This window comes from Arsenicicoccus sp. UBA6765 (assembly GCF_002453335.1).
GTDB classification, from domain to species: domain Bacteria; phylum Actinomycetota; class Actinomycetes; order Actinomycetales; family Dermatophilaceae; genus Arsenicicoccus; species Arsenicicoccus bolidensis.
This window is the reverse complement of record NZ_DKGR01000049.1, coordinates 13,874-27,429: the sequence shown is the minus strand read 5'-3', so window position 1 is coordinate 27,429 and position 13,556 is coordinate 13,874. Positions and strand designations below refer to the sequence as shown.

General features: G+C 71.4%; 13 protein-coding genes. 2 read left to right on the top strand and 11 right to left on the bottom strand.

The window, feature by feature from the left end:
- Window position 1: 1 nt before the first annotated feature.
- The gene (locus B4K29_RS13165; protein ID WP_239262993.1) at window positions 2-1,390 is read left to right on the top strand and encodes a GntP family transporter; all 1,389 of its coding nucleotides are present in this window, start codon (window positions 2-4) and stop codon (window positions 1,388-1,390) included.
- 63 nt (window positions 1,391-1,453) lie between these two features.
- On the opposite strand, the gene B4K29_RS13160 is transcribed toward B4K29_RS13165, so the two are convergent.
- Entirely contained in the window at window positions 1,454-2,227 is a 774-nt protein-coding gene (locus tag B4K29_RS13160; RefSeq protein WP_019284351.1) for a DUF4031 domain-containing protein, read from the bottom strand.
- Window positions 2,228-2,380: 153 nt separating this feature from the next.
- Here B4K29_RS13160 and B4K29_RS13155 point away from each other — a divergent pair, with 153 nt between their 5' ends.
- On the top strand, window positions 2,381-2,671 hold the full coding sequence (locus B4K29_RS13155; RefSeq protein ID WP_019284352.1) for a WXG100 family type VII secretion target: 291 nt from the start codon (window positions 2,381-2,383) through the stop codon (window positions 2,669-2,671).
- A gap of 188 nt (window positions 2,672-2,859) precedes the next feature.
- Here B4K29_RS13155 and B4K29_RS13150 read toward each other — a convergent pair whose 3' ends face one another.
- The 10 genes from B4K29_RS13150 to B4K29_RS13105 form a co-directional block, all read right to left on the bottom strand.
- Window positions 2,860-3,783, bottom strand: a complete 924-nt coding sequence (locus B4K29_RS13150; RefSeq protein WP_019284353.1) for an EamA family transporter — start codon at window positions 3,781-3,783, stop codon at window positions 2,860-2,862.
- A gap of 468 nt (window positions 3,784-4,251) precedes the next feature.
- Entirely contained in the window at window positions 4,252-5,877 is a 1,626-nt protein-coding gene (gene groL, locus B4K29_RS13145) for a chaperonin GroEL (protein WP_029212475.1), read from the bottom strand.
- Between the two features lie 155 nt (window positions 5,878-6,032).
- Window positions 6,033-6,938 (bottom strand): EAL domain-containing protein, encoded by a 906-nt coding sequence (locus tag B4K29_RS13140; protein WP_286967648.1) that lies wholly within the window; start codon window positions 6,936-6,938, stop codon window positions 6,033-6,035.
- A gap of 15 nt (window positions 6,939-6,953) precedes the next feature.
- Window positions 6,954-7,331 (bottom strand): diguanylate cyclase domain-containing protein, encoded by a 378-nt coding sequence (locus tag B4K29_RS13135; protein WP_286967666.1) that lies wholly within the window; start codon window positions 7,329-7,331, stop codon window positions 6,954-6,956.
- Window positions 7,332-7,357: 26 nt separating this feature from the next.
- The gene (locus B4K29_RS13130) at window positions 7,358-7,750 is read right to left on the bottom strand and encodes a PAS domain S-box protein (RefSeq protein WP_286967646.1); all 393 of its coding nucleotides are present in this window, start codon (window positions 7,748-7,750) and stop codon (window positions 7,358-7,360) included.
- Window positions 7,751-7,906: 156 nt separating this feature from the next.
- Entirely contained in the window at window positions 7,907-8,344 is a 438-nt protein-coding gene (locus B4K29_RS13125; protein ID WP_286967643.1) for a hypothetical protein, read from the bottom strand.
- A 70-nt stretch (window positions 8,345-8,414) separates the two neighbouring features.
- Entirely contained in the window at window positions 8,415-9,476 is a 1,062-nt protein-coding gene (locus B4K29_RS13120; RefSeq protein WP_286960632.1) for a P1 family peptidase, read from the bottom strand.
- An 81-nt stretch (window positions 9,477-9,557) separates the two neighbouring features.
- Entirely contained in the window at window positions 9,558-9,851 is a 294-nt protein-coding gene (locus B4K29_RS13115; RefSeq protein WP_019284360.1) for a DUF3263 domain-containing protein, read from the bottom strand.
- A 73-nt stretch (window positions 9,852-9,924) separates the two neighbouring features.
- Window positions 9,925-12,474, bottom strand: coding sequence for an ABC transporter permease (locus tag B4K29_RS13110; RefSeq protein WP_286967640.1), 2,550 nt, complete (start codon window positions 12,472-12,474; stop codon window positions 9,925-9,927).
- A 6-nt stretch (window positions 12,475-12,480) separates the two neighbouring features.
- Window positions 12,481-13,431, bottom strand: coding sequence for an ABC transporter ATP-binding protein (locus tag B4K29_RS13105; protein ID WP_313666843.1), 951 nt, complete (start codon window positions 13,429-13,431; stop codon window positions 12,481-12,483).
- Window positions 13,432-13,556 lie beyond the last annotated feature (125 nt).

The following is a 13,556-nucleotide window of genomic DNA, read 5'->3' as shown; positions in this document are numbered from 1 at the left end:
CATGTCCACGGCATACCTGCTCTGCCTGGCCGCCGGCGCGATCGCGGTCATGCTCCTGCTCGTCATCAAGGCCAAGATGCCGGCGTTCGTCGCCATGATCCTGGTCAGTCTCGTGACCGCGCTCGCCGGCGGCATCGCCCCCGAGAAGGTCATCACCGTCCTCACCAACGGCATGGGCAAGACCCTCGGCTCCGTCGCGATCATCGTCGGCCTCGGCGCGATGCTCGGCCGGATGATCGAGCTGTCCGGCGGCGCCGAGAACCTCGCCCGCCGCTTCACCGCCCGCCTCGGCGAGAAGCGCGTCGTGCTCGCTGTGACCTGCGCCGCCTTCGTGCTCGGCATCCCCGTGTTCTTCGACGTGGGCGTGATCATCCTGGCGCCGATCGTGTTCGGCTTCGCGGCCGTCGCCCGCATCTCGCCGCTCAAGATCGGCCTGCCGGTCGCGGCCGTGCTGCTGGCGGTCCACGTGGCGGTGCCGCCGCACCCTGGTCCCGTCGCGGCCGCCGCGACGCTCGGCGCCGACGCCGGCCTGCTGACCATCCTCGGCCTGCTCGCCTGCATCCCGATGGCCGTCGTCTGCTACCTCGTGTCCCAGCGGATGCGCTACGACCGGATCACCCTGCAGGACTCCCCCGCCACGGAGGCCCTCAAGACGGCCGAGCACTCCACCGACCTCGCGACCGGCTCGTATGCCGGGGGCGCCGACGCACCGCGCCGCAAGGTCCCGAGCGCGGGCACCGTCATGGCCCTCATCCTCATCCCCATCGGCATGATCATGGCCGGGACGACGGGCGCGATGCTGCTGCCCAAGGGCACGCTGCGCAACATCCTCTCGCTCGTGGGCGCCCCGCCGTTCGCCCTGCTCGTGGGGGCGCTGCTGGCGTACTACGTGATCAGCCTCAACCAGGGCTGGAGCATGGAGAAGGGCGGCGAGCTGATGGACTCCGCCCTGCCGATGGTCGCCGTCATCATCTTCGTGACCGGGGCGGGCGGCGTCTTCGCCAACGTCCTGATCGAGACGGGCGTCGGCAAGGCCCTGTCCGGGTCCCTGGCGGGGCTGGGCATGCCCGTCCTGCTCATGGCCTACCTCATCGCGGTGGGGCTGCGCGTGGCGCAGGGCTCCGCGACCGTGGCGATCCTGACGACGGCCGGCTTGGTCCAGCCCTCCATCGCCTCAGGGGGATTCAGCTCGGTGCAGGTCGTGCTGATCCTGCTGGCCATCGCCTTCGGCGGGTATGCCGCCTCCCACGTCAACGACTCCGGCTTCTGGATCGTGACGCGCTACCTGGGACTCAGCGTGGCGGACGGGCTCAAGACCTGGACCGTCCTGTCGACCATCGGCAGCCTCGTGGGCTTCGCGACGGTCGCGGCCGCCTGGGCGCTCGTCTGAGCCGCCGCTGCTCGTCGGGTGCTGCCCGGCTCGGTCCCGGCCGGCTGATTCCTGCGACGCCCCTCAGCGCTGCTGCAGGAACCAGTCCAGCACCGGCCACCAGAACTGCGCCGAGCAGTGCTCGGGGACCTGGTCGAGCGGCACCCAGACCGCGTCGTGGACCTCGGTGCGGTATGGCGTGAGGGAGGGCCCGTCCACGTCCAGGTCCGCGGCATAGATCGCCACGTGGCAGTGCGGCAGGTGCGGCCAGCGCGGTGACGGCCGGCTCTGAGTGATCCGCTCGTAGCCGATCGGCCGCAGCAGCGCCTCGTCGAGGTCGAAGCCGGTCTCCTCGCGCACCTCGCGGACCGCTCCGGCGCGCGGGGTCTCGCCGGGCTCGCGGGCCCCGGCCGGCGCCTCCCACCCGCCACGGGCGCGGCTGTGGACCATCAGGAGGCGATCGGACCGGTCGAAGACGAAGGTCGCCGCCGCCGAGGTCGTCGGCTCGGGCGGCTCCTGGTCGGAGACGATCACGTCGAGGTGGTGCGGTCCGGCGACGGTCGGCACCACGTCCGGGTAGCGGCCCATCGGGCGCTCGCCCTTGCGCTTGCGGAAGCGCAGTCCCGTGGCGTGGAGCAGCCGGACCACCTCCCGACCGTCGACGAGGCGCGCCCCGGCCGCGACCACGTCTGCGTGGCGCTCCTGCGGGACGTCGTAGTGGTCACCGTCGTAGGACCGCGGGTGCAGTCCCACCTCCGCCGCGAAGGCGTGCAGCTCGTCGTAGGAGCAGTCCGAGATGAGGTGGGCGAAGTGGCGGCCGTGCGCCGGCCACTGCGGAGCGTCGACATAGAGCGTCACGCGGTCACCGTCCCCATGCTGGCAGGCTAACCGACCCCGCCTGTGGATGAGCGGACGAGGTCACGGGCCGGGCGGGGCAGAGTTGCTCTCAGCCGGTCCGGGCACACCGGACGGACGGGCCACCAGGGTCGAACGCGAGCAGAGGATTCGGACATGAGCGCAACCTTCACCGTCGACACCGAGCGCATCTCGGCGGCCTCGGCCGACATCGGCCAGATCTCCGCGGAGATCGAGACGCAGGTCGGGGCCATGATGGGCCGCCTGACCGCCCTGCAGGACGCCTGGCAGGGCAGCGCCTCCGCCGGCTTCCAGGGGGTCATCGCGCAGTGGCGCGGCACCCAGTCGCAGGTGCGCGAGTCGCTGGAGTCGATCAACCGGCTGCTCCAGCAGGCCGGGGTGCAGTATGCCGACACCGAGCAGGCCAACACCGCGATGTTCCGCTGACCCCACGAGCTCCCGGGCGGGCCCACGGGCTCGGCCCGCCCGGGTCGGGAGGGTCGCGGCGGGGGGGTCCCCCAGCCCCGCCGCGGCCTTCTTCCGGTTCGGTGTCCCTCGACGGTCTGGCGGAACCGGGAACCGGGCCCTGGACCGGGCGCGTCGCCAGGAGCCGGTCGCCCGAGGCGGCCCGAGCCTCAGAGACCCGCGGGCTCTGAAGCCGGGTGCTCCCGGTCCGGCAGGTCCGACCGTGGCCGTCGACGCGGGCCGATCACACCGAGGGCCATGAGCACGCCGACGATGATGACCACCGCCCCGACCAGGCCGAGGACCGTCGGGGTCTCACCGTTGTAGAAGTAGGCGGCGACCGTGCCGATGACCGGCACGAACATCGACCACGGCGACACCGTCGACGCCGCATGGCGCGACAGCAGCAGGTTCCACAGGCCGTAGCCCGCCATCGAGGCGCCGTAGGTGACGAACGCCAGCCCCAGCACCGACGTCAGCGTCAGGTGCGTCAGCGCATGCAGGTCCCGCTCCCAGCCCTCCAGCCACAGCGACAGACCGAGCAGCGGCAGCGGCGCCACCAGGGCCGACCAGACCACCAGCGAGAAGCCGTCCCGCGGCGGACGGCGACGGGTGAGCACGTTGCCCATCCCCCACGACGCGGCGGCCGCGATCGTCATCACGAACGGCAGCACCGGCGCCGCCACCATGAACTCCCACCCCACCACGACCATGCCGAGCACCCCGATGGCGATGCCCGCCACCTGCCAGCGCGTCGGCAGCTCCCGCAGCACCAGGGCCGCGATCGTCACCGTGAACACCGTCTGGATCTGCAGCACCAGCGACGCCAGCCCCGCCGGCATCCCGAGGTTCATCGCGGTGTAGAGCAGCGCGAACTGCCCCGCCGACATCGTCGCTCCGCACGCCAGCACCGTCCGCCACCCGTTGCCCGGCGGCCGGACGAACAGCACCGCGGGGAACGCGACCAGCGTGAACCGCAGCGCCGCGAACAGCAGCGGCGGGATCACCTCCATGCCGTACTTCGCCGCCACGAAGTTCACGCCCCAGATGAGGATGACCACGCAGGCGAGGAAGGTGTCCTTGCGCGGCATCATGCTGGGGCTCCTGCGGTGTCGTCGACGTGGTCCGACCACGACTCTCCCCCGACCGGGCCCTGGAGCGCACGTCCACCCACGTTTCGGACGACATGACGTCGCTCACGTGCCCGGCGGGCCGGCATACGACCCGGCTGGTGCGCCGAGGTGCGCTCGCAGGCACGGCGAGCGCCCACCGACGGTCGGCAGCGCGCACAACTGCTGCACATCGGAGCTCGTCCCGGACGAATTCCGTTGCGGCACAACACCCCGGTTCACGCTCGACCCGGTATGTGCAGCAGCTGCGCACGCGAAGGGCGGCCCACCGTGATCGGTGAGCCGCCCTTCGTGAATCTCGTGCGTCAGAAGCCTGTGCTTGATCGGGCTCCGTCTGGCGTCAGAAGCCTGAGCTTGATCGGGCTTCTTCCTCGCACTCCGGCTCGGCCGTGTCCCTCGTTCCTCGGGACTAGGCCTCACCTACATGCTTCGTCAGAAGCCCATACCACCCATGTCGTCGCCACCAGGCGCCGCCGCCGCAGCCTTCTCCGGCTTGTCGGCGATGACGGCCTCCGTGGTGAGGAACAGCGCGGCGATGGACGCGGCGTTCTCCAGGGCGGAGCGGGTGACCTTGGCCGGGTCGATGATGCCGGCCTTGATCATGTCGACGTACTCGCCCGTGGCGGCGTTCAGGCCCTCGCCCGGGGTGAGGTGGCGGACCTTCTCCGCCACGACGCCACCCTCGAGACCGGCGTTGATCGCGATCTGCTTGAGCGGAGCCTCGGCAGCGACGCGGACGATGTTGGCGCCCACGGCCTCCTCGCCCTCCAGCGAGAGCTTGGCGAAGGCAGCGTCGGTGGCCTGCAGCAGGGCCACGCCACCACCGGCGACGATCCCCTCCTCGACGGCAGCCTTGGCGTTGCGCACCGCGTCCTCGATGCGGTGCTTGCGCTCCTTGAGCTCGACCTCGGTGGCCGCGCCCGCCTTGATGACGGCGACGCCACCGGCGAGCTTGGCGAGGCGCTCCTGGAGCTTCTCGCGGTCGTAGTCGGAGTCGCTGCGGTCGATCTCGGAACGGATCTGCGCGACGCGACCGGCGATCTGGTCGGCGTCGCCGGCACCCTCGACGATCGTGGTCTCGTCCTTGGTGACGACGACCTTGCGCGCCCGGCCGAGCATGTCGAGCTCGGTGGTGTCGAGCTTGAGGCCGACCTCCTCGGAGATGACCTGGCCACCGGTGAGGATGGCGATGTCGCCGAGCATGGCCTTGCGACGGTCACCGAAGCCCGGGGCCTTGACGGCGACGGACTTGAAGGTGCCGCGGATCTTGTTGACGATCAGCGTGGACAGGGCCTCGCCCTCGACGTCCTCGGCGATGATCGCGAGCGGCTTGCCGGACTGCATGACCTTCTCGAGCAGCGGCAGGACGTCCTTGATCGCCGAGATCTTGGAGTTGACGATGAGCACGTAGGGGTCCTCGAGGACGACCTCCATGCGCTCGGTGTCGGTGACGAAGTAGGGCGCGATGTAGCCCTTGTCGAAGCGCATGCCCTCGGTGAGCTCGAGCTCGAGGCCGAAGGTGTTGGACTCCTCGACGGTGATGACGCCTTCCTTGCCGACCTTGTCCATGGCCTCGGCGATGAGCTCGCCGATCTGGGGGTCAGCGGCGGAGATCGAGGCGGTGGAGGCGATCTGCTCCTTGGTCTCGATGTCCTTGGCCATGTCGAGCAGCTCGGCGGAGACGGCCTTCACGGCGGTCTCGATGCCGCGCTTCAGCGCCATGGGGTTGGAGCCGGCCGCGACGTTGCGCAGGCCCTCCTTGACCATGGCCTGCGCGAGGACCGTCGCGGTGGTGGTGCCGTCACCGGCGACGTCGTCGGTCTTCTTGGCAACTTCCTTGACGAGCTCGGCCCCGATCTTCTCGTACGGGTCCTCGAGCTCGATCTCCTTGGCGATGGACACGCCGTCGTTGGTGATGGTGGGGGCTCCCCACTTCTTCTCCAGGACGACGTTGCGGCCCTTGGGGCCGAGGGTGACGCGGACGGCGTCGGCAAGGATGTTCATGCCGCGCTCGAGACCGCGGCGGGCCTCCTCGTCGAAGGCAATCAGCTTGGCCATTCGGGGGTTTCCTCCCACACGAAACGGATGTGTCGGTCGCAGGACGCCCGCGACGGACGGCTCGTGGCCACCGGGTTCACATCACCTGGGGGCCCCGGACCTCGTCATACGACCGGGCTCTTATCACTCTCGCTAGGAGAGTGCTAACACCATGATTAGCACTCGGCACCCCCGAGTGCAAATGACGACGGTGTCGTATGCCGGACGCCTCCGGCGCCCATGAAGGACCCCCAGGACGCCAGCTCCCGCAGGCTGGGGAGCCGCGCGGCGTCGGCGGGGCGGGCGTACCAGAAGCCCTGGGCCAGGGGGACCCCGAGGCGCTCGACCCACGCGGCCTCCGCCCCCGTCTCGACGCCCTCGGCGACGAGCTCGACCCCCAGCTCCTCGGAGACGGCTACGAGCGCGCGGACGATGGACCGGGCCGCGACGGAGGTGGGCAGGTCTCGCACGAACGCACGGTCGATCTTGATCCCGTCGATCGGCAGGTGGACGAGATAGCTCAGTGACGAGTAACCGGTCCCGAAGTCGTCGACGTAGACCCGGAAACCCCGGGCACGCAGGTTCTGCATCGTCTCCGCGGACCGAGGGCCGCGATCGACCATCGCCTCCTCGGTGAGCTCGAGGTGCACGTCGGCGGGTCGGAGCCCGCCCCGACGCAGCGTGTCCTCGAGCCTCGGCGCCACGTCCTCGACGTCCAGCAGCGCGGTGGGCAGGTTGATCGAGACCGGGACACCACCAGACCCGATGCGCCTCAGGGACTCCACGGTGCCCGAGACGACCCACTGGGTGAGGCGCGTCATCTGCCCGGTGCGGGTGGCGTAGTCCAGCACGGTCGCGGGGCCGACGACCCGGCCGTCGGCACCCACCCACCGCAGCAGCGCCTCCACCGAGTGCACCGTGAGGTCGTGCGTGCGCACGATGGGCTGCAGGTAGAGGCGGACGGAGTCAGCTCCCCAGGCCCTCGTGATCTCGTGGTCGGCGTCGGCGCGGCGCTCCACGGCGGCCCGCATGCCGGGGTCGTAGGCACGCCAGGCCTCGTGCGCCTGCTTCGCGGCATACATCGCGAGGTCCGCCCGCTACAGGAGCTCCTCCGGGGCGAGGCGGGGCTCCCCCGGCTCCGCCACCGCGACGCCGATCGACGCGCCGACCTGGTGCACCCGGTCCAGGAGGCCGTACGGCCGAGCGAGGGCGTCGTGCACGTGACCGGCCAGCTCCGTCGCCTCCTCGATGCCGGCCGACGCCACCACGGCGAACTCGTCCCCGCCGAGGCGGGCGAGCAGGCGCCCGGGCCCGGTCACGCCGGTGATCCGCGCGGCGACCTCGCGCAGGAGGGCGTTTCCGGCGTGGTGCCCGCTGGAGTCGTTGACCTGCTTGAACCGGTCGAGGTCGACGAAGATCAGGGCGACCTCGGAGCGCTCCACCGGGTCGTCCAGCAGCTCACCGAGGCGCTCCAGCAGCTGGGGACGGTTGGCGAGCCCGATCAGGGTGTCGTTGTAGGCGAGCGCGTGCAGCGGCTCGCACAGCTTACCCGCGCGGTGACGTCGCGCACGGCGACCACGAACCCGTCGGGACGCGGGGCGACCGAGGTCTCGAGGACCCGACCGTCGGTCTGGACGTCGAACAACGCGGACCCCTCGTCCTTCGCCAGGCGCAGCGCTTCCGTAACGACGGTGGGATCGACGAGCAGCACCTCGGCCAGCGTCGAGGACCGCGGGTCGTCGACGCTGCGGAGGGCCTCCTCGGTCCCGATCACCCGCTCGGCGACGGGTGAGACGTACTCCAGCACCCCACGCCCGTCGCAGATCATGATCACGTCCTGCGAGTCCTGGACGAGGCTGCGGAAGTATTCCTCCTGCTGACGGCTCTCGGCCATCGCCTCGCGGAGCCTTCGACGAGCGGGCGCCGGCGCGTCCTCTGCATCAAGTATGACGAGCGTTACCCTCCGCGTCTGAAGAAATCGCGTCCGTGACGCCGATCGACCCAGCGTGACCTGCGTCGGCGGGCCGCTCGGGTCCTGTCAGGCCGGTTGTCAGGAGGCCGCGGCCCTCAGATCGCCGTCGGCCTCGCTGCTCACGGGGTCGTCCAGGTCGTCGACGTAGACCACGACGAGATCGCGCGCCGGGTTGGACTCGACCTCCGCCAGCAGCCACCGCCAGGCGACGAGGTTGGGGTGGTCGACCGTGGTGCAGGCCTCGGCCGGTGAGAGGTCGTCGATCGCGCGTCGCAGCACGTCCACGGTCACCGGCAGCGTCTCGGTGGTCTGCGAGTGGCGGACGAGGCGCCCGAGCACCACCGCGGGCAGGTAGGCCCCGCCCTGGTTGACGCACGGGAACTCCCACTCCGGCTCCGACGACGCTGCGCTGATCCCGACGCCCCACAGGGCGGGCCGTCGCCACCCCGGCACGGTCGCCTCGGTGGCGTCGCGCATGGCGGCGAGCTTCTCCGGTGTGTCCCACTGCTCCGTCATACGACCACTCTCCCAGACTCCGCGAGGCTCGGCCGGTCCGGCCACGTCAGTCGGTCAGTCATCCAGTCAGTCAGCCGTATGCCGAGGGGAACGCGGCCCGGTAGGAGCGCCAGGCCGCGCCGCCGTCCGCCGTGCGGTCCACGGACTCGGCCGCCAGCACGGCGTGCACCACCGCACGCGTCACGCAGTCCGCCCCGGCCTCGAAGAGCAGGGCCAGCTCGGGCAGGGACAGCTCTCGCTCGTGGCGCCCCGAGCCGAGGGCGAAGAGGGTGTCGCCGTCGAAGTAGGTGTGGACCGGCTTGAGCGCCCGCGCGAGGCCGTCGTGCCCGACGCCCGCCATCTTCTGGCACTGCGCCTTGGTGAGCCGCGCGTCCGTCGCGATCACGCCGATCGTCGTCGCCATGCCCGGCATGCCCGCGAACCGCTCCGGCAGGCTCCCTGCTGCCACGCGTGACGCCGCGACGTCCTGCGCGGACGGTGACCTGAGCCCAGCGAGCTCCTCGTCAAGCTCGTGCCGCGCTCCCCACAGCTCGCCCGTGGTCTCGTCGACGGCGGACCCGATGGCGTTGACCACGCACAGGGCGGCCACCGTCACGCCGTCGTCGAGCACGCACGACGCCGAGCCCACGCCGCCCTTGAAGCCCCCGACCTTGGCGCCCGTCCCGCCACCGACGGCGCCCATCGGCACCGGCCGCGCACCCGAGTCGCGCGCATCGGCATACGCGGCCTGACCGTCCCGGAAGCCGGGGTGGTGCCGCCACTCGCCGCCCCGCCCGAGGTCGAAGACGACCGCTGCGGGGACGATGGGCACGACCTGCCCGGGCGAGCCCATGGGCCACCCGATGCCGTCCTCCAGCAGCCCCTGGACGACGCCGTCGACCGCGGCGAGCCCGAGGGCCGAACCGCCGGACAGGACCACGGCGTCGACCCGGTCGACCAGGTTGCGCGGGTCGAGCAGGTCGGTCTCGCGGGTCCCGGGGGCCGCGCCGCGCACGTCCACGCCGGCGACGCAGCCGCCGTCCGGCGGGAGCACGACGGTGGTCCCGGTCAGCCAGCCCGTCTCGTCCCGGGTCGCGTGACCGACCCGGAACCCGGCGACGTCGACGAGGGTGTTGGTGGGTCCGGTGCGCATGCCCGCGAATCTACTCCCGGCCCCCGGGATGCCGATGGCCCCCGTCCTGTGCGAGGACGGGGGCCTACGGGTCTGTGGGGGTCAGAGCTGGACGCCGAGCCGGCGTGCTGACCTGGCGCGCTGCCGCTGGGCGCGCATGCGCCGCAGCCGCTTGACGAGCATGGGGTCGTGCTCCAGGGCCGCCTGCGTGTCGATCAGGGCGTTGAGCACCTGGTAGTAGCGCGTCGCGCTCATGTCGAACAGCTCCTTGACGGACTGCTCCTTGGCGCCTTCGTACTTCCACCACTGGCGCTCGAACGCGAGGATCTCGCGCTCCCGGTCGCTGAGGGAGGCGACGGGACGCTCGGCCGACGTGGGGTGCAGTGCGGCGCTCATGAGCCTCAGGGTAGCGGCCGAATCACACGCATGTCATTCGTGCCGCGCCCCCGATCACCCACATGGCCCCGGCTCACTCGGTCTGGATCGCCCGCAGCACGTCCATCCGCGCGGCGCGGTGGGCCGGCCACAGCGCGGCCAGCACCCCCACGATCCCCGCGACGACGAGGAAGGCCAGCAGCTGCACCCACGGCACGTGCAGGGACAGCCCGTCGCCCTCGAGCGCCCGGACCAGCGCGAAACCGAAGAGCAGCCCCATGCCGAGACCGAGCACCGAGCCGAGGAGCGCGATCGCCACCGACTCGAGCCGGATCATCCGCCCCAGCTGTCCCCGCCGCAGGCCGATCGCCCGCAGCAGCCCGATCTCGCGCGTCCGCTCGATGACGGACAGGGCTAGCGTGTTGACGATGCCGAGCACGGCGATGACGATCGCCAGCCCGAGCAGGGCGTAGATCATGTTGAGCAGCAGGTCGATCTGCCCGGTCTGGGTCTTGGCGAACTCCTGGTTGTCCTTGACCGTCACCATGGGCAGGTCCTTGACGATGGTCTCCAGCTGCTGACGGACCTTGGCCTTGTCGGCGCCGTCCGCCACGTCCACCACCACGCGCATGTCGGTCGCCGGCACCCCGGCGTCCGCGAGGGTGTCTAGGGTGGTGTAGAGCCCGCCGTCCATCCCCTCGTCCTGCTGGTAGGTCATCGCGAGGGTCAGGGGCAGCGGCCCGCTGGGGAGCGCGACGTCGACCTTCTGCCCGAGCGCCCAGCCCTTGTCGGTCGCCATCTTCTCGGGCACCATGACCGTGCCCTTGCGGAAGTCCGCGAGCGAGCCCCGGCCGGCCTCCTGCTTGAAGATCTTGTCGAAGTCGCTCGGCGCCATCGCTCCCAGGATCGTCTGCTCGCCCCCGAGCGTCCCGAACGCCATCCGCATGCGGTGCACACTGGCCACCCCGTCGACCTTGGCCGCCTGGTCGGCGATGGCGGGCGAGAAGGGCTGGAAGGCCGGGTTGGAGTACATGTAGTCCCCGCGGAGCCCGCCCTCGATGATGCCCGTCAGCGAGGTCTTGGCCGACTGGCCGAGCACCGCCATCGTGGTCACGAGGGTCAGGCCGATCATCAGGGCCGAGGCGGTGGCGGCCGTGCGGCGTGGGTTGCGGGTGGCGTTGGTCTCGGCGAGCGCTCCGACCTGGCCGAACATCCCGCGGTAGACCCGGCCGAGGCCCCACAGGACCGGCTTGCCCAGCACCGGCGAGGTGAAGGCCACGCCGAGCAGCGTCAGGAGCGCGCCGGCCCCGATCCACCACGTGCGCCCGGGGGCGTCCTCCCAGAAGAGCCCGGCGAGCAGCCCGGCGACGCCCAGGCCGGTCAGGGTCAGGCCGATGGCCAGCCGTCGTCCGAGGTCGGACCGGCCGGTCAGCGCGTCACCGGTCATGGCGGCGACCGGGGGCACCGAGGACGCCTTGCGGGCCGGGACATAGGCCGCGAGCATCGTCACGAGCAGACCCACGACGTATGACGCCGCCACCGCCTGCAGCGTGAGCCGAGGTGGGGTGGACCCCATGTCGAGGCCGAACGTCGAGAACATCGCCGAGATGCCCTGGGCGATCCCCAGGCCGAGCAGCAGCCCGAGGGTGGCGCCGACGAGCCCGACGACGAACGCCTCGAAGAGCACGGCCCGGCGCACCTGCGGCCGGCTCGCCCCCATGGCCCGCAGGAGCGCCAGCTCGCGGGAGCGCTGCGCGACGAGGATCGAGAAGGTGTTGACGATGAGGAAGGACCCGACGACGAGGGCGATGCCGGCGAAGACGAGCAGGAAGGTCGAGATGAACGACAGCGCCTGCCCGACCTGGTCCTCGCTCTTCTTGGCCAGCTCGGCGCCCGTCAGGGTCTCGTAGCCGGCCGGCGTCAGGGCGCGGACCCGCTCGGCCAGGGCGTCGACGTCCTGCCCGGGCTCGGCCGTGACCCAGGCCGCCTGGTAGGCGTCCTTGCCGCCCATCCACTGCTGCTGCGCGGTCCGGTCGTCGAACATCGCGTAGGTCGCGCCCGCCGTGGACCCCTTGGAGCCCCACAGGACCGTCCCGACGATGGTCGCCCGCATGGTGGGCTCGGCCCCCGAGCTGGCGATGGCGATGGTGTCGCCCAACCGGTAGCCGGACTTCTCGAGGGAGGCGGGGTCGATCGCGACCTCACCCTCCCGCTGGGGCGTCCGTCCGCTCTTGACGACCATGCCCTGCTGGCCGCCGAAGGCCGGCTCGGTGATGACGTTGCCGCCGATGGACGGCGGCCCCACGGTGGCGAGGACCTTGCCGTTCTTGCCGACGAGGTAGGCGTCGGTGACGGTGATGGCGCCCACGGACGACCGGACGCCCTCCACCTGGCCGATCCGGTCGATCTGGGCGCGGGTGAGGACGCTGCGGGACCCGGACGTCGCGCCCCCGGCCGACGAGCCCTTGGGCTGGACGTTCACGTCGGCGACGGTGCCGTTCATGATGCCGTTGAAGGTGCTGCCGAGCATGTCGGTGAAGATCAGGGAGCCGCTGACGAAGGACACCCCGAGGACGATGGCGAAGGCGCTCATGAGGAGCCGCAGCTTGCGGCCCATCAGGGACTTCCACGATGTGCGGAGCATGGCGGGTCAGCCTGCCCGCTGGGGCTGGCGGCGCCCCTGGACCAGCTCGTCCAGGTGGGCCATGGTGTCGAGCACGTCCTCGCGGGTCGGGCTCTGCAGCTCGTCGACGAGCTCGCCGTCGGCGAGGAAGACGACGCGGTCGCAGTAGGCCGCGGCCACGGGGTCGTGGGTGACCATGACGATCGTCTGACCGAACTCGTCGACGCTGCGCCGCAGGAAGCCGAGGATCTCGGCCCCGGAGCGGGAGTCGAGGTTGCCGGTGGGCTCGTCGGCGAAGATGATCTGGGGCTTGCTGGCCAGCGCGCGGGCGCAGGCGACGCGCTGCTGCTGGCCGCCGGACAGCTCGGACGGCTTGTGCCGCAGCCGGTCTCGAAGCCCGACGGTGTCGATGACGGTGTCGTACCACTCCGGGTCCGGCTTGCGCCCGGCGATCGACAGCGGGAGCAGGATGTTCTCCTCCGCCGTCAGGGTCGGGATGAGGTTGAAGGCCTGGAAGACGAAGCCGATGCGGTCGCGCCGCAGCTCGGTCAGGTCCTTGTCCTTGAGGCCGCCGATCTCGGTGTCCCCGACGAAGACCTGCCCGGCGGTCGGCGCGTCCAGCCCGGCCGCGCAGTGCATCAGGGTCGACTTGCCGGACCCCGACGGTCCCATGACGGCGGTGAACCGCCCCTTCTCGAACGCGATGTCGACGCCCCCGAGCGCGACCACCCGGGCGTCGCCCTGCCCATAGACCTTGGCCAGGCCCCGCGTCGAGGCGGCGACCTCGCCCTGGACCGCCCGCTGCTCGTATGCCGGCGCGCGGACCTCCCGGGTGGCCACCGTCTCGTGCGTGGCCACCGTCTCGTGCGTGGCCACCGTCTCGTGCGTGGCCGCCGTCTCGCGCGGGTCGCCGGCCTCGACCACCGGCTCCGTCTGCTGTCGTGCGTGACGTGGCTGCTGCCTCTTGAACAGTCCCATCCCTGACATCCCCTCCGATAGGTCCCCGCTGCCGCGAGTCCGGTGGCGGTCCAGCCGGGAGGCCGACCGCTGCTCCCTCGACGCTACTGGCCTGACGCTGCGTCAGGGCCAGGGGAAACCCCTGG